This window comes from Nocardioides humi (assembly GCF_006494775.1).
GTDB lineage: Bacteria > Actinomycetota > Actinomycetes > Propionibacteriales > Nocardioidaceae > Nocardioides > Nocardioides humi.
Window position 1 is genome coordinate 908990 of record NZ_CP041146.1, and the last position, 18520, is coordinate 927509.

Annotated in this window: 16 protein-coding genes and 2 pseudogenes; 7 read left to right on the top strand and 11 right to left on the bottom strand. The window is 72.7% G+C overall.

All coding sequences use genetic code 11. The features are described 5' to 3' along the window. Nucleotides 1-56 precede the first annotated feature (56 nt). From FIV44_RS04455 to FIV44_RS04465, 3 genes and pseudogenes are all read right to left on the bottom strand, one after another. Nucleotides 57-1418, bottom strand: a complete 1362-nt coding sequence (locus FIV44_RS04455; protein ID WP_141003413.1) for a trypsin-like peptidase domain-containing protein — start codon at nucleotides 1416-1418, stop codon at nucleotides 57-59. A gap of 326 nt (nucleotides 1419-1744) precedes the next feature. After that, nucleotides 1745-1921 (bottom strand): annotated as a pseudogene (locus FIV44_RS33875) (FHA domain-containing protein); the annotation flags it as partial. Beyond that, nucleotides 1918-3252: a protein kinase domain-containing protein gene (locus tag FIV44_RS04465; RefSeq protein ID WP_181410985.1), complete on the bottom strand. Its 1335-nt coding sequence runs from the start codon at nucleotides 3250-3252 to the stop codon at nucleotides 1918-1920. The gene FIV44_RS04465 and the pseudogene FIV44_RS33875, both read right to left, overlap by 4 nt. Before the next feature lie 115 nt (nucleotides 3253-3367). On the opposite strand from FIV44_RS04465, the gene FIV44_RS04470 reads away from it, so the two are divergent. Beyond that, on the top strand, nucleotides 3368-4069 hold the full coding sequence (locus FIV44_RS04470; RefSeq protein ID WP_141003415.1) for a vWA domain-containing protein: 702 nt from the start codon (nucleotides 3368-3370) through the stop codon (nucleotides 4067-4069). Further along, nucleotides 4066-4944 carry a protein phosphatase 2C domain-containing protein gene (locus FIV44_RS04475; protein WP_141003416.1) on the top strand — a complete coding sequence of 293 codons (879 nt, stop codon included), beginning with the start codon at nucleotides 4066-4068 and terminating at the stop codon, nucleotides 4942-4944. Before FIV44_RS04470 ends, FIV44_RS04475 begins: the two co-directional genes overlap by 4 nt. 482 nt (nucleotides 4945-5426) lie before the next feature. Here the strand turns inward: FIV44_RS04475 and FIV44_RS33495 are convergent. The 5 genes and pseudogenes from FIV44_RS33495 to FIV44_RS04500 form a co-directional block, all read right to left on the bottom strand. After that, a pseudogene (locus FIV44_RS33495) lies at nucleotides 5427-6257 on the bottom strand (RNA polymerase sigma factor); the annotation flags it as partial. Further along, nucleotides 6203-6559, bottom strand: a complete 357-nt coding sequence (locus FIV44_RS04485) for a YciI family protein (protein ID WP_141003417.1) — start codon at nucleotides 6557-6559, stop codon at nucleotides 6203-6205. The gene FIV44_RS04485 and the pseudogene FIV44_RS33495, both read right to left, overlap by 55 nt. 29 nt (nucleotides 6560-6588) lie before the next feature. Next, on the bottom strand, nucleotides 6589-6984 hold the full coding sequence (locus tag FIV44_RS04490) for a DoxX family protein (RefSeq protein ID WP_141003418.1): 396 nt from the start codon (nucleotides 6982-6984) through the stop codon (nucleotides 6589-6591). Between the two features lie 123 nt (nucleotides 6985-7107). Then, the gene (locus tag FIV44_RS04495; RefSeq protein WP_141003419.1) at nucleotides 7108-8691 is read right to left on the bottom strand and encodes a hypothetical protein; all 1584 of its coding nucleotides are present in this window, start codon (nucleotides 8689-8691) and stop codon (nucleotides 7108-7110) included. Between the two features lie 4 nt (nucleotides 8692-8695). Beyond that, on the bottom strand, nucleotides 8696-9508 hold the full coding sequence (locus tag FIV44_RS04500) for a protein kinase domain-containing protein (protein WP_141003420.1): 813 nt from the start codon (nucleotides 9506-9508) through the stop codon (nucleotides 8696-8698). 149 nt (nucleotides 9509-9657) lie between these two features. Between FIV44_RS04500 and FIV44_RS04505 the strand changes: the two genes are divergently transcribed. The 5 genes from FIV44_RS04505 to FIV44_RS04520 all read left to right on the top strand — a co-directional run bounded on the left by FIV44_RS04505 (nucleotide 9658) and on the right by FIV44_RS04520 (nucleotide 14488). After that, nucleotides 9658-11091, top strand: coding sequence for a hypothetical protein (locus tag FIV44_RS04505; RefSeq protein ID WP_219996288.1), 1434 nt, complete (start codon nucleotides 9658-9660; stop codon nucleotides 11089-11091). Continuing rightward, entirely contained in the window at nucleotides 11091-11273 is a 183-nt protein-coding gene (locus FIV44_RS31080) for a hypothetical protein (protein ID WP_219996289.1), read from the top strand. Before FIV44_RS04505 ends, FIV44_RS31080 begins: the two co-directional genes overlap by 1 nt. A 46-nt stretch (nucleotides 11274-11319) precedes the next feature. After that, nucleotides 11320-11748 (top strand): hypothetical protein, encoded by a 429-nt coding sequence (locus tag FIV44_RS04510; protein WP_141003421.1) that lies wholly within the window; start codon nucleotides 11320-11322, stop codon nucleotides 11746-11748. Between the two features lie 176 nt (nucleotides 11749-11924). Further along, nucleotides 11925-13181, top strand: coding sequence for an FHA domain-containing protein (locus FIV44_RS04515; protein WP_181410987.1), 1257 nt, complete (start codon nucleotides 11925-11927; stop codon nucleotides 13179-13181). 62 nt (nucleotides 13182-13243) lie between these two features. Next, nucleotides 13244-14488, top strand: coding sequence for a Fic family protein (locus tag FIV44_RS04520; RefSeq protein WP_219996290.1), 1245 nt, complete (start codon nucleotides 13244-13246; stop codon nucleotides 14486-14488). A 7-nt stretch (nucleotides 14489-14495) separates the two neighbouring features. Here FIV44_RS04520 and FIV44_RS30245 read toward each other — a convergent pair whose 3' ends face one another. The 3 genes from FIV44_RS30245 to FIV44_RS31085 are packed head-to-tail and all read right to left on the bottom strand — an operon-like array spanning nucleotide 14496 to nucleotide 18512. Beyond that, nucleotides 14496-15047: a type 1 periplasmic-binding domain-containing protein gene (locus FIV44_RS30245; RefSeq protein ID WP_181410988.1), complete on the bottom strand. Its 552-nt coding sequence runs from the start codon at nucleotides 15045-15047 to the stop codon at nucleotides 14496-14498. Beyond that, on the bottom strand, nucleotides 14942-16513 hold the full coding sequence (locus FIV44_RS04525; protein WP_141003423.1) for a cation:proton antiporter: 1572 nt from the start codon (nucleotides 16511-16513) through the stop codon (nucleotides 14942-14944). The genes FIV44_RS30245 and FIV44_RS04525 overlap by 106 nt, the downstream gene beginning before the upstream one ends. A gap of 28 nt (nucleotides 16514-16541) precedes the next feature. Then, nucleotides 16542-18512, bottom strand: coding sequence for an ABC transporter ATP-binding protein/permease (locus tag FIV44_RS31085; RefSeq protein ID WP_219996291.1), 1971 nt, complete (start codon nucleotides 18510-18512; stop codon nucleotides 16542-16544). Nucleotides 18513-18520 lie beyond the last annotated feature (8 nt).

Here is an 18520-nt window from a genome sequence, read left to right on the forward strand (position 1 = left end):
CCTGCGGTCGGGACTCCACCACCCGCGCTGTCCGCGGGCACGGACGGCAGCCGCGGTCAGCCGGTCTCGGCCTCGGCCTTCGCGATCAGGTCCTTCACGACGTCGATCGAGCGGATCCGGCCGCTGGTGACGGTGGTGCCCTCGTCGGTGAACAGCGAGGTCGGGATGCCGATCAGCTCGCCGTCGGCGTTGATGGCCATGCCGCCGGAGTTGCCGGGTGCGATCCGGGCGTCGGTGTCGAGCTCCGAGCGCGGCCCGAGGTCGGGGTCGTTGAGCACGGTGGAGACGACGCCCGTGGTCACCGTGATCGACTCGCCCTCGCCGGCGACCGCCGGGAAGCCGAGGACGGTGACGCTGTCGCCGGCCCGCAGGTCGCCGGAGCTGCCGATCGGCACGGTCGGCAGCTCCAGGGCGCCGTCGAGGTCGTTGCCGTCGGCGTCGGCGTAGATCTGGACCACGGCGATGTCGAGCTCGCCGTCGGCCTCGACCACGCGGGCCCGGTAGGCGGCCGGCGCGTTGGTGTCGGTCATGCCGTCGGTGAGCGAGATCAGCAGGTAGTCGGGGTTGGCGATGCGCAGGTCGGAGCCGTACTTCTCCTCCAGGCCGGGCGACTCGGGCGCCGCGACGTGGGCGTTGGTGAGGATCAGGCCGTCGGCGCGGATGATGGAGCCGGAGCCGTGGTAGGTGCCGGTGCGGGACGGGTCGTCGAGCAGGTGGCTGTCGGCGGTGATCTTGACGGTGGCGGCCTTCGCGGCCTCCAGTACGTCGGTGCCGCCCCCGGCGCGCTTGCCGCCGTCGTCACCCCCTCCGCCGTCGCCGTCACGGCCCACCACCAGCGCGAGCCCGACCAGGCCGGCGACGAGCAGCAGGGCCGCGGCGATCGCGCCGATGATCGCGAGCCGCCGGCCCAGGCGCCGGCGGGCGATCCGCCGCTCCTCCTCGGCCGCCGACAGGATGGGCACCAGGGTGAGCTCGGGCCCGGCGACCGGGTGCCCGAGCCGGAGGACGATCCGCTCGTCGAACTTGCGGGTGGTCACCCGGCGGCCGTCGAGATAGGAGCCCTCGTTGGAGAGGTTGGTGTAGGTCCAGCCGCCCGGCAGGGGGTCGATCCGGCCGTGGACCCGCGAGCACGCGGGGTCGCCGATGACGACCGTGCAGTCGCTGCGCCGACCGACGGTGATCTGCATCGGGTGCCGGAACCGGTGCTCCCGGCCCTCGGCGACGAGCAGCAGGTCCGGACCCGTGCGCGGCGGCACCGGCCCGGCACCGGGCGGACCGGCAGGCACCCGGGGCATCGCGAGGATCTGGGTGGCGTCGTTGCCGGAGATCGGCGGCGGCAGGCCGGGCGCGCCGGCCGGGCGGGCGCCGGCGGCGGGACGGAGGGCGGGGAGGCCGACGGGACGGACGGCGGCGCCCACGGGGAGGGCGCCGGCGGCATCGGCGTGCCCAGCGGTGGGGTCGACGGCGGCGGCATCGAGGGCGGCATCGAGGGCGGCGGCACCGGCGGGGAGACCGACGGCGGCGGCGTCCCGGGGTACGGCGGCCGGGTGGGCTCCTCGACCAGGTCGGCCGGCAGTGGGGCCGGGGCGCGGGGCGTGGCCGCCACGACGTCGTACTCCTCGGCGGGGACGACCGCGAGGGTCGCGCCGGGCGCCGGCGGGCCGCAGCGGACCGTGATCCGCCGCTCGACGGGGTACTCGGTGACCCGCTCGTCCTCGACGTACGTGCCGAACTGGCTGCCGCTGTCGACGAGCACCCAGCCGTACTCGGTCGCGTGGAGCTCGGCGTGCTGGCGCGAGACCGAGCCGGCGGTGAGCACGACGTCGGCCTCGATGGCGCGCCCGATCCGGTAGACCTGCTTGCCCTCGAGGCGCAGGACCCGGCCCTCGACCTCGACCACGAGTGCGGACACGGCGCTCACCCCCCTTCGATCGGAGCATGGTCGCTCGGCGCCGGGCGGCGTACCTGCACGGTCGCGTTCCGGATCTGGATCTGCGCGCCCGCGACCAGCTCGATGGTCCGGTCGGGCTCGAGCAGGAAGTTCTGGCCGCCGGGGTAGGCGACCGGCCACGAGAAGTCGGAGGCGTTGTGGAGGCCCCAGCGATCGGGCGCGTCCGGGTGCCGCCGGACCTGGGCGAGCACCTGCGGGTGGTCGACGCCGGAGGTCAGGTGGTCGGAGCGGATCGCGGTCTGCGGTCCGACGGCGACCGTGCGCCGCCCGATCTGGAGGAGGTACGGCGGGCGCACCTGCGTGCCGTCCTGCCAGCAGGTCACGCTGTCGTCCCCCGTGCTCCAGAAGTTGGTGGTGCCGCAGGTCGGGCAGGCGAGCATCCCGTCGCGCAGCCGGTCGAGCGCCTTGATCCACTGTCCCTCGGTGACCCGGGCGCCCGGGTTGTCGAGGCCGTCGACGAACGCCTGGACGAACAGGTCGCGCAGGAACTGCGGGTAGATGCCCCAGTACTGCTGCACGATCTGGGCCGGGCGGTTCTCGGTGCGGCCGGGGTGCATGCAGAACAGCGGCTCGGTCCCGAAGTGGGTCATCAGCCAGTGGGCGTCGCGCATGCCGGCGTCGGTGCGCGCCCCCTCGAGGGGGTGGCCGAGGAAGAGGGAGTAGAAGAGCAGCACGGCGAGCGAGTGCCGGTCGGTGTCGGTGTTGGGCAGCGTGCGGTAGGTCGTGTCGCGGACCACCTCGGGCGCCATGAAGTACGGCGTGCCGAGCACCCGGCCGGTGCCGTTGTCGATCCCGACGTTGTCGTTGTCGCAGATCAGCACGTCGCCGTTGCCGGGGTCGAAGAAGACGTTGCCGAACGAGATGTCGCGATAGCACAGGCCCCGGGCGTGCAGCCGCAGGAAGCTGTAGCTGAGCTGGCGGCAGAGCTCGATGATCGAGGCGAACGACACGTCGAGCGGCTTGCCGTCGCGGTCGGCGTTGAGGAGCAGGTAGCTGAGCTCCAGGAAGCGGGGGTGGCGCAGGTGCATGACGTAGCCGAAGCTCGGCTCGGTCCCGACCCGCGCCATGCTCAGCGGCCACAGGAACCGCTGGTGCGGGGAGCCGATCTCGACGAGCTGCTGCATCTCGTCGTACTGCTGGGCGGTGGCGCTCTCCGGCTTGTACCACTTCAGCGCCAGCGGCTCGCCGGAGTCGCGGCGCACCTCGAAGACGTACCCCTGGCCGCCCTGCCCGAGCAGCGACGTCACCCGGGCGCGCCCCAACGGCCCGAGGTCGACCTCGACGCCCTCTGCCAGCACCATGGGTGTGCCCGACCTCCGTAATCGCGACTTCGAACCTGCGTGACAGGCTATAACCTCGGCAGATCGGGGATAGTTGAAACCCGACCCTTTGGAACACCGGTGGAAGGAGGCCGTGATGAGCGACCGACTCGGTGGCGCACTGGCCCGCAAGCCGCTGCACTTCATCTTCGTGCTCGACGTCTCGGGCTCGATGATGCGTGGCGGCCGGATCCAGGCGCTCAACAACGCGATCACCGAGGTCCTCCCCCACCTCAAGGACGAGGCCCGGGCCAACCCGCACGCCGAGCTGCTGGTCCGCGTGCTGGCGTTCGCCAACGAGCCGCAGTGGATCATCGAGGCGCCGACGCCGGTCGACCAGATCCACTGGAAGCGGCTCGAGGCGGTGCCGCGCGGCTTCACCGAGCTCGGCAGCGCGCTGCAGACCCTGTCCGGGGCGCTCGACCACCTCGACGAGAGCAACAGCGCGTTCCCGCCGGCGATCATCCTGGTCTCCGACGGCCGGCCGACGCAGAGCAGCGGCGTCACCTTCGCCGAGGGCCTGCAGGCGCTGCTCAACAACCGCTGGGGAGCGACCGCCGTCCGGCTCGCCCTCGGCGTCGGCCGCGACGCCGACATGCACTCGCTGCGCCGGTTCATCGGCGACGAGGACGTGCCGCTGCTGCGGGCGGACAACCCCGAGCAGCTCGTGGAGTACATCGTCTGGGCGTCCAAGGCGGCCAGCAAGGTCGCCTCGCGGCCCGTCGTCGGCCCCGGCTCCGGCGTGACCGCGGTCCCGCCGAGCCCGATCGGCGACCCGATCTGGAGCACCCTGGGATGACGGACCGGCCGGACGCCGATCCGGTGTGGACGACCCTGTCGGGTACGACGATCGGCTCGGTCCACATCCGCGACGAGCTGCCGATCCAGGACGCCGTCCTGACCTGGAGCGACCAGGCCCAGGGACATGCCGTGGTGGCGGTCGCCGACGGGCACGGCCACAAGTTCCACTTCCGCAGCGACACCGGCGCGGCGCTGGCGGTCATCAGCGCCGTGGAGGAGCTGCGCCGGATCCTCCCCGACCTGCGCGCCGCCGACGAGGCGGCCCGCGAGCGGGTGGCGCGTGCGGGGGCGGCGATCGTGGAGACCTGGACCGCGAAGGTCGAGCACCACCTGACGGCCAACCCCTACTCCCCCGCCGAGGACGAGCTCGGCGCGTCCGCCGACCCGCTGCGCGCCTACGGCTCGACCATCCTCGCGGCCGCCGCGGCCGGGGACGTGATGGCGTTCCTGCAGATCGGCGACGGCGACTCCGTCCTCGTGGCCTCCGACGGCACCGCCGCCCGGCCCCTGCCGGAGGACCCGGACCTCGACGGGCTGCACACCAGCTCGCTGTGCCAGCCGCGCCCCCTCGACGCCCTGCGGGTCGCCGTGGTGGACGCCGACGCCGACCAGGTCGCGCTGGTGTTCCTGTGCACCGACGGCTTCGGCCGCTCCCGGGTCGACGCCGACGGGTGGTGGCGCCAGACCGGCGAGCAGCTGCTGGGGTTCGCCCGCACCCACGGCCTGGGCTGGGTGCGCGAGCAGCTGCCCGAGTGGCTGGCGGAGCCGGCGCTCATCGGGGGCGACGACACGACGATGGCGCTGCTGGTGCGCAACGACGTCGCCGGGATCGTGCGTCCCGACCTCGCGGACACGGTGCCCGTGCCGGAGTGACGGGACCGCCCGTCAGGTCCCCCTCCCGATCGCGACGCCTCGAGATCGCGGGCGCGCCGCTCCAGGAGCGCGCGCTCGCGGTCGTTCGTCGCCAGCGCGGCAGCAGTGCGGAAGCTCGCCACGGCCTCGTCGGCGCGGCCGAGCCGCGCCAGCAGGTCGCCGCGGACCGACGGCACCAGGTGGTGGTCGGGAAGCAGGGGCGCGACCTGGTCGAGGAGCTGGAGGCCGATCTCGGGTCCCCGAGCCATCCCCAGCGCGACGGCGCGATTGAGCTCGACGACCGCCGAGCCGGTCGCGTGCGCGAGCCGCTCGTAGAGCGCGGCGACCCGCGGCCAGTCGGTGTCCTCGACCGACGCCGCGCGGGCATGCTCGGCGGCGATCGCCGCCTGGAGCACGTGGGGGCCGTCGCCGCCGAGCTCCAGCGCGGCCCCGAGAGCGGTGAGGCCGCGCTCGATCGCCGCCCGGTCCCACCGGGTCCGGTCCTGGTCGGCCAGCAGGACGGCGTCGCCCGCGGCGTCGAGCCGGGCGTCCAGGCGCGACGACTGCAGCTCGAGCAGCGCCAGCAGGCCGTGCGCCTCGGGCTCACGGGGCGCGACGGTGCTCAGCAGGGTGGCGAGCCGCACCGCCTCTCGGCACAGGGCCGGGCGCGTCCAGTCGACGCCCGCCGTGGCGGCGTACCCCTCGTTGAAGAGGAGGTAGAGGACGGCCATCACCGAGCCCAGTCGTGCGGCCCGCTCGGCGCCGGTCGGCTCCTCCAGCGCCGCGCGGGCGGTGGCGAGGGTCCTCTTGGCGCGCGAGATGCGGGTCGCGACGGTCGCCTCGGACGTGAGATAGGCCCGCGCGATCTCGCGGCTGGTGAGGCCGGCGACCATCCGCAGGGTGAGGACGGTGCGGGTGTCGTCGGTGAGCGAGGGGTGGCAGCAGACGAACATCAGCCGGAGGACGTCGTCCTCGAGATGGTCCACCTCGAACGCCTCCTCGTAGGCCGCGGCCGCGCCGGCGGCGACCTCGGCGTACGCCCTCAGCCGGCGCTCACCGGCCCGGAACTGGTCGATGGCGCGGCGCTTCGCGGTCGTCATCAGCCACGCCGCGGGGTTGTCCGGTACGCCGGTCGACGGCCACTGCGCGAGCGCCTGGGCGAGCGCCTCCTGCGCCAGATCCTCGGCCCGGCCGACATCGCGGGTGATGCGCAGCAGCGCGCCGAGGAGGCGTGACGACTCGGTGCGCCACACCTCCTCGACGGCCGCCGCGGCGTCGGTCACGGCTGCGCCGGCTGCTCCATGACCGGGCGGACCTCCACCCAGCCCTCCCACCCCGGCCAGGTGTCGAGGTGGGCCTGGAGGAAGGCCTGCGCCTTCGCGTTCGCCTCGGCGAGGTCGGCCACGTCGTAGACGGAGTAGCCCCCGACGAGCTCGCGGGCCTCGACGAACGGGCCGTCGGTGGTGGCGATCGCACCGGCGGCGAGGGTGACGACGGAGCCGGCCTCGATCGGCAGCAGCCCGCCGACCTCCACCAGCGTGCCGGCCTCGCTCTCCCGGGCGCCGAGCGCCCCGATCGCGGCGAACAGCTCCATCGGCGGGTCGCCGGGACGGGTGGTCTCGTGGACCAGCATCATGAATTTCACGGTAGTACTCCTTCTCGTTCTCAGAGGATCGTGCGGGCACGCTCGTCGCGGGGCCACAGGCCCGCCCAGACCGCGACGCCGGTCGCCACGGAGAACGCGACGTTCCCCCACGGCTGGCCGGTGGCGATGTTCACGGCAGTGGCGCCGCCGAGGTAGGCGGTCAGCAGGATCGCGCCGAGGACCGCCGTACGACGGACGTGGTAGGCGACGAGCAGGACGGCCATGACGGCGCCGCAGAGGACGGGGAACCAGTCCGGCGCCCCGATCTCGTCGTTGAACGCGACCGCGTGCCGCTCGCGGACGAGGTGGGTGGCCGCGTCGAAGGCGAGGAACAGCGTGGTGAGGGCGGTGATGACGCGGCCGGCGACGACGGACCTGCTGGTCCGGGTGCCGGCGGGGACGGCGATGGTGGTCATGTCGGACTCCTGTGACGGGTGGGGGATGCTTCCTGGCCCCTACGTCGTCGGGGTGCCGGCGTTCTCGACATCGACTCGGAAGTTTTTTCCCGCCCGCCGCGCGGAAGGGCTCCCACGTCCCGCTCAGCCGTCCGAGGGCCACCACCCCTCGAGCTTCTCGAGGTCGCCCTCGAAGCTCCACGCGACGCCGTAGCAGAAGCAGTCGTCGGCGTTCCAGTCCCAGTAGAGCGTCGCGGTGTCGCCGGCGCTGTCGAGATAGGCGAAGTAGCCGCCCTCGGCCTCGCCCTCGCCGAAGCGCCAGGTGCCGCCGCCGCCCTGGGTCGTCGCCTGGTCGTACTTGCCCTTGTAGTACTTGCGGTCGGCCTTCATCTGCTTGCGGGTGGAGTAGCGCCCGACGTTGACCACGACGCCGTCGGTGCCGGACTGGCAGCTGCTCTCCTCGGTCTCGCCGGTGAAGAACGTGCGCTGGCGGGTGCAGGTCGAGACGTCCATGTTGATGTCGATGAACTCGCGCAGCTTCGGATGGGCCGGCGCGGTCGGCTCGGCCACCCGGGGCGAGGTGCTGGTGAAGCTGTCGACGACCGCGTCGATGGTGGCGGTGCCCTCGCCCTCGAGCACCGCGGACTGCTGGGCGCCCTTGCTGTCCCAGTAGACGATCGCCGGGTCGGAGGTGCCGCCGCGCTCGGGGTCGTACTCGTAGAGCGCCGTCGTGTCGTTGTCGGCGGTCATCGTGCCCGCGCGGTAGTCGAGGCGGGCGCCGCGGGCGGCGGTGAGGGCGCCCTCGTCCTCGTAGGTGACCAGCCGGAGGGTGCCGGTGCTGACCGTGCACTGGACGACCTCGGTCTCCCCCGCGCCCGGCTTGCCGGCCTCGCAGTCGGAGGCCCCGTTGGTCATCTTGCTCGACAGCGAGCTGTAGCGCTCGTCGATCGCCGCGGGGTCGACGTCGACCGCGGGCGTCTCGGGTCCGCTCGACTTCGCCGACTTCCGGCCGGGGTCCTTGTCGCCCCCGGAGAGCGCGATGACGCCGGCGACGCCGCCGCCGACCAGGACCACGCCGGCGGCGGCCGCGGCGATCCAGACCGCCGAGCCGCGCTTCCTCGGCGGCGGCACGGCACCGAAGCCGGCGGGTGGCGCGTAGCCGCCCGAGGGCTGCGGGTACGACGAGGGCTGGGGGTACGACGAGGGCGCGGCGTACGGCGCCGGCGCCTGCGGCAGCGACGACGGCCCCGGGGGCTGGCTCGGGGACTGCACGGGAGCCTGGGTGGGAGCGGGCGGCCAGGCGGTGGGTGGCGGGGACTGGTACGGCGGGCCCGCGGGCCCCGTGCTCGGCGGGGGCAGCTGGCCGCTCGTGGCGGGCCGGCTGGACCGGTAGCGCATGACGACGGCCGCGGGCACCTTGCCGACGGCGTACCCGAGCACGGCCGACGCCCAGCTGGAGGCGGCCTGGTCGTCGCCGCCGCGGTCGCGGGCCAGCCGGAGACCGGCCTCCTCGACGGCCCGCGCCGGGTCGGCCCCGCCGTCGATCATCTCGCCGAGCGGGTTCAGCACCCCGAAGCGCACGGCGTCGACGAGGAGGTTGATGTCGCCGGTGGTGGCCTGGTCCTCGGAGAGCACGTCGTCGAGGACGCCGCGAAAGCCGGCGGCGTCGTCGAGGATGCCGGGGCCGTGGTCGGCGACGAGATCTCGCAGCGCGTCGTGCAGCTCCATCGGATCAGACCGCCGAGCCGAGCTCGGCGGAGATGCCCGCGATCCGGTCGGCGACCTCGGCGGCCGTGCGCGGACGGGCGGCGACGTCGGTGTCGAGGCAGGCGGCGACGAGCTCGCGCGCCGCGGGCGAGAGGCTCTCGGCGAGGGTCGGCTGCGAGGCGAGGATCGAGCGCACCAGGAGCAGCGGCTCGGTGCCGCGGAGCTCGCCGTAGACGCCGGAGCCGGTGATCGCGAAGTGCAGGGTGGCCCCGAGCGACCAGATGTCGCTGGCCCGCGAGGCCTGGGCGCCGAGCATGATCGCGGGGTCGGTGAACTCCAGACCGATCTGCCCGAGGCCGGTGGTCACCATCCCCGGCGAGAGCAGCTGGGAGAGGCCGAGGTCGGCGAGCCGGCCGCCGTCCTCGGCGAGCAGCACGTTGGCGGGCTTGATGTCGCGGTGGGCGATGCCGCGCTCGTGGAGGGCGTGCGCGGCCAGCGCGGCGTCGCGGACGGCGGCCACCCGGCGGTCGGGCCCGATCTCCACCTGCGGCTGCTCGAGCGACCCGAGCGGGAGGAACTCCATCGCGTAGTAGAAGGCGCCGCCCTGCCGGCCCGCGTCGTAGACGGAGACCAGCCGGTCGGAGTCGGCCACGCTGAAGTGCTTGAGCTCGCGCGTCGCACGGCGGAAGGCGTCGTCCGAGGTGGGACCGGCGATCACCTTCACCACGACCTCGCCGGCGGGGATCCCCAGCCGCGCCGGGGCCTTGGCGAGATAGTTGGTGCCGTAGTTGGACTCGCCCAGCGGGCGCACGAACTCGTAGTCAGCAATTCCCTGCACGCGGTTCCTCCTGGGCCTCGTTCCCGGGTCATCGTCCAGCCGAACGGACGGCCGGAGTTCCAGCATGTCACGAACGCAGCGATTCCCTGGGCGAAAGACGGGGTAACCGGTGTAGCGTTCCGGACGCAATCAGCGACCTAGGAGGCACGTTGATCGACCCCACTGCAGCATCCGTGGTCCCGACCACCGACCCGTCGACGTACCTGCCGGCCCAGCCGATCTCGGGCGACCTGACCGACCAGCTGCTGCAGACGGACTTCTGGACCGACGACATGGTCGCCGGAGCCGGGATCCCGATCGTCGACGTGCCGTTCGTGAGCGTCGGCGGAGGCATCGGCAGCTTCGTCACCGTCGACTACCTGCGCATCGCCGGTGTGCCGACCTCCCAGATGCGCGTGCTGAGCACCCTCGACTTCCCGTGGCAGACCTACGAGTACCTCACCCGGGTCTCGCAGGTCCCGCGGCCCGAGCGGATCCGCTCCGACTCGGCGTCGCGGCCCGACAACATCTGGGGCTTCCCGTCGTACGGCTTCGCCGAGGGCGTGCGGAAGTTCGACCTCAAGGTGCTGTGGGGGCTGTTCAGCGAGCCGATCTTCGCCGACTACTACACCCCCAAGGCCGGCAACGTGTTCGAGCAGCTCGAGCGCGAGTCGAAGCGGATCGCGTACGACGAGATGCTGGTCAAGGGCCTGGTGCGCATCGTCCGGCGGCGGTACGGCGGCGGGTACTTCACGATCCTGACCCCGCCCGAGGGCGCATCGGCCACCAAGCGGGTCGCGTTCCGCTCGCAGTACGTCCACGTGGCGGTCGGCTACCCCGGCCTGAAGTTCCTGCCCGAGCTGCAGCGGTACCGCACCGAGAACAACGACTACCGCCACATCGTCAACGCCTACGAGGCCCACGAGCACGTCTACGAGCGGCTGGTGCAGACGCCGTCGACGGTGCTGGTGCGCGGCGGCGGCATCGTCGCCTCCCGCATCCTCCAGCGGCTGATGGACGACCGCGAGAAGTTCGGCGCGCAGACCCGGATCGTGCACCTGTTCCGCACCTACATCAACGGCACCAACGACGGCTACGGCAACGAGTCCGACCAACGCCCCGGCGGCGGGCGGACCCGGATCACGATGCGGCGGCGCGGCGGCGACGGGTGGGCCTACCAGGGCTTCAACTACCCGAAGTCGGTCTGGGGCGGGCAGCTCAAGGCACAGGTCCGCCAGCTCGAGGGCGAGCAGCGGGCCGAGCTCTACAAGCGGATGGGCGGCACCAACACCCCCTGGCGCAAGAGCTGGCAGCGGCAGATGAACCAGGGCCGCCGCGAGGGCTGGTACACCTGCCTGGTCGGGACGGTCGACGAGATGCGGCCGAGCGGCGAGCGGATCCTCAACCAGGTCCGCACCGCGCAGGGCGTCGTACCCCTGGAGGTCGACTTCGTCATCGACTGCACCGGACTCGAGGCCGACATCGCCGAGCACCGGCTGCTCAAGGACCTGCTCGAGCACGGCGGCGCGAGCCGCAACCCGGTCGGGCGGCTCAACGTCGACCGGACCTTCGAGCTGATCGGCGCCCAGTCCGGGGCGGGGTGATGTACGCCTCCGGGGCCACCACGCTCGGCGGGTACTTCCCCGGCGTCGACACCTTCCTGGGCCTGCAGGTCGCCGCTCAGGAGATCTACGGCGACCTGCAGCGGCGCGGGTTCTGCAAGCGGATCGGGCCGGTGCGCTCGACGCTCCAGTGGTGGAAGTGGCTCGCGGGGAGCGCGCCGTGAGGCGGACCGAGGCGCCGGAGAAGTCGACCGAAGGAGAGCGCGAGTAATGCTGCCCACCCTCAACGGCCGGATCCAGACCCGGATCTTCATGCTCGTCGTCTTCGGCGGGCTGATCACGCTCGTGCTGACGCCGATCCTGCCGGGCGACCCGGACTACAAGACCACGTACCTCATCCTGGCGGCCGTCCTCGTCCTGGGGGTGCTGTGGGAGCTCGTCTACCACGGCATCCAGCAGTTCCGGTGGGAGAAGGACTGGCCGACCATGTTCGGCCTGATCACCGCGCTCAACGAGGGCGCGCTGGTCTGGCTGCTCGTCGACCTCGGGGCGGTGCCCGGCATCGACGGCGACAGCGTGCCGTTCTGGGCGTTCTTCATCGACTTCACGGTGATCTGGCTGGTCGTCTGGGTCTGGACCAACGGCCCGATGCGGGTCCCGTTCATCCGGTGGCGCTTCTTCGGCGGAAGGATCGTGTAGGCCGTGTCTCCCATCTCCTGGCGGCGCCCAGGCCGTCCAGCACGCACACTGGCGGCGTTGCCGACGCTCGACGTGCGCCCAGCATGCCTTCGCGACGAGGTCCGAACGAAGTGGCCTTTGCCATCGCACGCACTGGACGACCCGGGCATCCACCGAGAAACGGGAGACACGGCCTCATGACACACACCTCGGCAGACGACTGGACCGCGGCGACGGTGGTGCCCGGGCCCGGCGGCGGCACGCTGGCCCGGTTCGGGCCGGTCGTGCTCCTCGTCGGCTCCGACGACCCCGAGGTCGTCCGGCCCTATCTCGAGCACGCGGAGATGGTCGCCGCCAACGGCGGGCAGGGCCGGCAGCTGATCCGCGGGTTCGCGCTGATGCTGTCCACCACGGTCGAGGAGTCCCCCGGCTTCGCGGCGTTCGCGCCGCACACCACCGGCCTCGCGGTCTTCGTCGACGGCGACGTCACGGTGAGCGTCGACGACCAGGAGATCAGCGGGGCCGCGTCGCTGGCGTGGGTCGAGCGGCTGATCCCCTGGCCGGTCGGCTCGGTGACCGCCACGCTGCCGAGCGCCTCCGCGCCGGCCGGGGCGTCGTCGTACCGGCTCGACGGCGGGGTCGTGCCCGCAGGGTCGTTGCTGGTGCCGTCCGGTGGGAGTACGCCGTCCGCGTCCGGGCCTGCGGAGGTCGTCCGCCCGGCGACCCAGGTCCGGCCGCCCGTGCCGGAGCCGGTCGCCGAGGCGGCGCCCGAGCCGGCCACTCCCGAGCCGGCCACTCCCGAGCCGGTCGCGGCTGCGGCTCCCGTCGCCGGGCGGCCGCTGCCGCCGACGCCCGCAGACGAGCACGTCAGCTTCCAGTCGGTGCTGATCAGCGAGGTCGACGAGGACGTCGACGACTTCGAGCCGCTGCCGATCGTCGAGGACGCCGCGCAGGTGCAGGAGCACCAGCACCAGGAGCAGGTCCGCGGCGTCTACTGCAAGAACCAGCACTTCAACGACCCGCGCGTGCTGTTCTGCGGGATCTGCGGGATCAACATGGTCCAGCAGACGCCGGTGCTGGTGAACGGCCCCCGGCCGCCGCTCGGCGTGATCGTGCTCGACGACGGATCGGTGTTCCAGCTGGACACGCCGTACCTCCTCGGCCGCGACCCCAGCGGCGACGAGCGGATCGGGTCGGGCGAGTTCCGGCCGCTGCCGATCATCGACCAGTCCAACCAGGTCTCCCGGGTGCACGCCCGGCTGGAGCTGCGGGGCTGGGACGTCGTGCTCGTCGACAACAACTCGACCAACGGGACCTACGTCCACCTGCCGAAGACCCCCGACTGGGTGCGGATGCCGCCCGGGACCGAGCAGGTCCTGGTGCAGGGCACGCGGGTCCGGATCGGGCACCGCACGCTGGCGTTCAACACGCACGCGGGCAACGTCGCCGGCTGAGAGCAGGCATACTCCCTCACTTTACACCACTTTATACTTATAAAGTGGTGTAAAGTGAGGGAGTGACCGAGGAACGGGGCGACCTGCTACCCGAGCTCGTGGTCGGCCGGGAGACACATCGCTGGGACCGCGAGCCGGATCACTCCGCCTCGCGTCGCCAGCAACTGTCGGCCCGCGGCCCCTACGAGGCCTCCGTGCCCGCCGCGATCGCCGAAGCCGACCTCCGGATCAGCTCCTCCCTCCAGGCCGAGGCCGAGGATGCCGTCCGCGAGATCACCCGCTTCGATGCCGAGGGCGTCGCCATCGCGGACCGGCGCGCTGCCCGGGAGGGTGGTGCCGCAGCCGCCGAGCTCGCCCCGCTGGCCTCCGTGCTGCTCCGTACCGAGTCGGCCTCGTCGTCGGAGATCGAGGGCGTGACGGCCGGCGCACGCGCGCTGGCCCTGGCCGCCATCGACGCGAAGACCGGCCCGAACGCCCAACTGGTCACCGCCAACGTCACCGCGATGCAGCGCGCCGTCGCGCTGGCCGATGACATCGACGTCGACACGATCCTGGCCGCCCACGCGGCCCTGCTGGACCGGCACGTGTACGCCGCGCCCGGGCGGTTGCGTGACCAGCAGGTGTGGCTCGGCAGCAACGCGCTGAGCCCGCACACCGCGTCGTTCGTCCCGCCCCACCACACGCGGGTCCCGGCCGCGCTCGACGACCTCATCGCCTTCGTGCACCGGGCCGACCTGCCAGTGCTCGTGCAGGTCGCGATCGCCCACGCGCAGTTCGAGACGATCCATCCCTTCGACGACGGCAACGGTCGCGTCGGACGCACGCTCGTCCACGCGATGCTCCGTCACTCCGGTGTCACCCGCACCCTCATCATCCCCGTCTCGGCCGGGCTGCTGACCGACACCTCGGCCTACTTCCACGCCCTGACCGACTACCGCGAGGGGTACGTCGAGACGATCGTGCGCCAGTTCGTCAACGCCTCGTTCCGCGCCCTCGACAACGGTCGGCGGCTCGTCGAGGAGCTGGAGCTCATCCACGACCGATGGAGCGAGAGCCTGCCGTCCCGGCGCGGGTCCGCGGCCAGGCGGCTCCTGCCTCACCTGCTGAGCCAGCCCGCCATCAACGTGACGTACGTCGAGAGCGCCACCGGCGTCGCCCTGTCGGCCGCCCAGCGTGCTGTCGAGCAGCTCGAGGGGGCGGGCATCCTCGAGCGCACGAGCGGGGGGCGACGCAACCGGGTCTGGATCGCCCCCGAGGTCATCGCCGCGCTCGATGCCTTCGCCGAGCGGGTCGGACGCCGAGGCTAGTAGCGTCCTAGACAGCCGCCTCGGCGGCGAGCGGGACGGCGGCGAAGTCCACGGGGGCGGCGTCGAGCTCGGCCCGCACCCGGACGGCGGGACCGGCGGCGTCGAGGGGGCCGACCTGGAGGGGCGCGGCGGCGAGGGGGCCGGGGTCGTCGCCGGGTACGGCGAACCGGACGCCCCGGGCCTCGAGGGCCGACTGCGCGGCGGACTGGCGCCGGCCGCCGTCGCCGCGCAGGGCGAGGGTGGTCCCGCGGGCCAGCGCGAGCCGGGCGCCGAGCACGACGGCGGCCTCACCGTCGCCGCCGGCGGCCCAGTCGACGATCACGGGCGCGTCGGGCTCCGGGAGCGTCGTACCGGCCTGGACGAGGAGGACCGGGGACTCGTTGGCGGCGACGACCGCGTCGAGGGCGGGGTCGTCGGACCAGGCGACCATGCCCTGCGGGCGGAGCGCGCCGATCAGCTCGACCAGGTCCTCCTGGACGTCGGCGCTGGGGTGCGCGATGACCCGGACGGGGACGCCGAGCTCCTCGCCGCGGTGGACGAGCGCCTGCTGCCGCTCCATCGCGGAGGCCATCTCGGCGAGGTCGAGCGACATCCCGCTGCCGACCTCGAGCGGCCGGCCCTGGGGGTGAGGTCGGCGAGCACGATCTCGGCCGGGCGCGCGCCGGCCAGGGCGGCGACGGCGAGCTCGACGGGCAGCCGGTTGTCCTGGTCGTCGCGGGCGAGCACCAGGATCCGGTCGACGGCCTCCTCGCCGAGAGCGGCACGCTCGGCCTCGGCGATGTCGCGGGCGACCCGGCGCTGGGGATAGGTGAACCCGAGCAGCGGCCCGGTCATCACCGTGGTGACCAGGGCCATGATCACCATCATCGTGAACAGCTCCTGGCTGAGCAGGCCCTTCTCCAGGCCGACGTTGAGGATGATCAGCTCGGTCAGGCCGCGGGTGTTCATGAGCAGGCCGAGCGAGCTGGCCTGCCAGTGCGGGACCTTCTGGAGCCGGGCGCCGACGTACGCGCCGACGTACTTGCCGACGATGGCGACGGCCAGGATGGCGACCATCGGCAGGATGTGCTCGGTGCCGAGGCCCTGGATGTTGACCTTGAGGCCGGAGATCAGGAAGAACACCGGGAGCAGCAGGAGCACCGAGATCTGCTCGAGGCGGACCAGGATCTCGTGCCGGAGGGCGGCGGCCTGCTCGTGCGGGATGATCGCGCCGAAGAGGAAGGCGCCGAAGATGTAGTGGATGCCGAGCACCTCGGTGGTGGCGGCGAAGAGGAGCATGCCGACCAGCACGACCGAGAGGACCGTCGGGGTGAGCTCGCCCGCCCGGTGGTAGGCGCGGGTGAGCCAGGTGAGCGCCGGGCGGATGACGAAGACGGCGAGGGCGACGAACGGGATGGCGAGGTAGATCGCCCAGCTCGGCAGGTGGCCGTGGCCGCCGTCGACGCCGGCGATCGCGAGCACGACGGCGAGCAGGGTCCAGGCGATGATGTCGTCGGTGGCCGCGCAGGCGAGGGCGAGGCCGCCGGTCTCGGTGCGGTGCATCCGCCGGTCGGTGAGGATCCGCGCCAGGACGGGGAACGCCGTGATGGACATCGCCGCGCCCATGAACAGCGCGAACGGCCAGAACTCCGCGTCGGCCGGCTTCAGCGCCTCGGTGGCGCCGCTGCTGACGAACAGGTGGGCCAGGCCGATGCCGAGGGTGAACGGCAGCACGATCGAGGTCAGCGAGACCGAGACCGCGACCTTCTCCCGGCCCCGGACCAGGCCGAGGTCCAGCTCGAGGCCGACGACGAACATGAACAGCACCAGGCCGACCCGGGCAAGGACGTCGAGGAACCCGCGCTGGTCGACCGGGAAGATCTCCTGGCTCAGCTCCATGCCGAGCAGACTCGGGCCGAGCAGTACGCCGGCGCCGATCTCGCCGACGACCGGCGGGATGCCGATCTTGGCGACCGCCGCTCCCGCGAGGCGGGCGACGACGATGATCAGTGCCAGGAGGGCCAGGACCACGGCGATGTCGAGCACCGTCGCAGCCTATGGGTTTTTGCCGTCCTCAGGTGGTCTCCCAGCGGAACAGCTTCGCGGCGAGCCCCGTGATCACCGCGGCGAAGGCGGCCAGGATCAGCAGCGGCACCACCGCCGAGCCCGGCCCCTGTCCCCGGACCATGACGTCGAGCATCCCCTCGTTGAGGTGCTTGAGCGGCAGCACGTCCGAGAACCGCCGCAGCCAGACCGGGGCGGCGTCGAGCGGGAAGAAGGAGCCGCTGAGGAAGGCCATCGGCAGGACCAGGAAGTTGGCCAGGTTGACGGCGCCCTCGACCGTCTTCGCGACCGCGCCGGCGAACAGTCCCAGCGCCATGAAGCACAGGGTTCCGACGATGATGAGAGGCAGCGCCATCCACCACGAGCCGGTCAGCTGGAGCCCGAAGGCGGCGGCGCCGAGGCCGATGAAGATCGCGAACTGGACCAGTGCGATGGACAGGGTGACCGTGATCCGGGCGGCGACGACGGTGCCGGTTCCGACCGGGGCCAGCTGGAGGCGGCGCAGCAGCTTGGACTGCCGCCAGCCCTGCAGCGTGGCCGCGGCGCCGAAGGCCGCGCTCATCGCGATCGCCCACCCCAGCAGCCCGGGAGTGACGAACTGGATCGTCGTCAGGGAGTCGTCCTCGACCCGCTCGGTCACCAGGGTGAACTTCGGCGGGGTGCCGCTGACGGCGACATTGGTGCCGTCGACGAAGGCCCGCAGCGTGCCCTGGGTGACGGCCGCCTTGACCTGCTCGGTCTGCGTGTAGTGCGCGATCAGCTCGTCGCCGCGCTGCTCCAGCGCGACGTCGGCGTCGCCCTTGCGCACCTGCTCGAGCGCGTCCGCGAGGTCGTCGCTGCGGGTCACCTCGAAGGTGGCCTCGAAGGCCTCCTCGGCCCCCTCCGGCAGCTCCTGGACGAGCGGGACGCTGCCGACCTGGATCATGTCGACCTTGGACTGGTCCTGGTCGGAGAACAGCCCTCCGAAGAGGACCAGGAACATCAGCGGGAAGATCACCGCGAAGAAGACCGATGCCTTGTCGCGGACGAACCCGCGCAGGATGGCCAGCGAGAGGGCCCAGAACGGGGACTGCGGTCGGGTGGTCATGCCCGGTACTCCCGTCCGGTCAGGGCCAGGAAGACGTCCTCGAGCGTGCCGGTCTGGACCCGGACGCCGTCGAGCCGGTCGGAGGCGGCCAGCGTGCCGAGCACGGCGGTGGGCTCGCGGGTCACCAGCACGACGCCGTCGACGCCCTCGTCGGTCTCGAGGACGCCGTCGATCGTGGCGGCCGTCTCCGTGTCGAGTACGCCGGGCGCCACCGTGATCCGCGGGGGCATCGAGGCCGCGGACCAGCGCGGCCGGGGAGTCGTACTGGAGGATCCGGCCGTGGTCCATCACCGCGACCCGGTCGCAGAGCACCTCCGCCTCGTCCATGTAGTGGGTCGTCAGCACCACGGTGCGCCCGCTGTCGTTGATCGAGGACAGCAGGTCCCACAGGTTGCGGCGCGCCTGCGGGTCCAGGGCCGCGGTCGGCTCGTCGAGGAACACCAGCTCCGGGTCGTGGACCAGGGCGCAGGCGATGGACAGCCGCTGGGCCTGCCCGCCGGAGAGGTCCTCGACGCGGGTCTCGGCCTTGTCGGTGAGCCCGACGCGCTCGAGCCAGGCGTCGGCGGTCGCCTGCCCGACGCCGTACAGGCTCGCGAAGGTGCGGATCTGCTCGCGCGCCGTCAGCCGCTCGAAGAAGGACGAGGCCTGGAGCTGGACGCCGATGCGCGGCTGCAGCCGGGTGTTGCGCGGCCACACCGCCTCGCCGAGCACCTCGATCCCGCCGGCGTCCGGCCGGCGCAGGCCCTCGACCATCTCCAGGAGCGTGGTCTTGCCCGCGCCGTTGGGGCCGAGCACCCCGACGAACTCCCCCTCGGCCACGTCGAGGCTCACGTCGTCGACGGCGACCAGGTCGCCGTACCGCTTGGTCAGTCCGGTCACATGGATGGCAGTCATCCCTGACG

Excerpts from the sequence above, each read along its gene's own strand:
- FIV44_RS04515 (WP_181410987.1), top strand. The coding sequence starts at position 11,925 with ATGACACACACCTCGGCAGACGACTGGACCGCGGCGACGGTGGTGCCC.
- FIV44_RS04510 (WP_141003421.1), top strand. The coding sequence starts at position 11,320 with ATGCTGCCCACCCTCAACGGCCGGATCCAGACCCGGATCTTCATGCTC.
- FIV44_RS31085 (WP_219996291.1), bottom strand. The coding sequence starts at position 18,512 with ATGACTGCCATCCATGTGACCGGACTGACCAAGCGGTACGGCGACCTG.
- FIV44_RS31080 (WP_219996289.1), top strand. The coding sequence starts at position 11,091 with ATGTACGCCTCCGGGGCCACCACGCTCGGCGGGTACTTCCCCGGCGTC.
- FIV44_RS04495 (WP_141003419.1), bottom strand. The coding sequence starts at position 8,691 with ATGGAGCTGCACGACGCGCTGCGAGATCTCGTCGCCGACCACGGCCCC.
- FIV44_RS04470 (WP_141003415.1), top strand. The coding sequence starts at position 3,368 with ATGAGCGACCGACTCGGTGGCGCACTGGCCCGCAAGCCGCTGCACTTC.
- FIV44_RS30245 (WP_181410988.1), bottom strand. The coding sequence starts at position 15,047 with ATGGAGCGGCAGCAGGCGCTCGTCCACCGCGGCGAGGAGCTCGGCGTC.
- FIV44_RS04490 (WP_141003418.1), bottom strand. The coding sequence starts at position 6,984 with ATGACCACCATCGCCGTCCCCGCCGGCACCCGGACCAGCAGGTCCGTC.
- FIV44_RS04465 (WP_181410985.1), bottom strand. The coding sequence starts at position 3,252 with ATGGTGCTGGCAGAGGGCGTCGAGGTCGACCTCGGGCCGTTGGGGCGC.
- FIV44_RS04485 (WP_141003417.1), bottom strand. The coding sequence starts at position 6,559 with ATGATGCTGGTCCACGAGACCACCCGTCCCGGCGACCCGCCGATGGAG.
- FIV44_RS04475 (WP_141003416.1), top strand. The coding sequence starts at position 4,066 with ATGACGGACCGGCCGGACGCCGATCCGGTGTGGACGACCCTGTCGGGT.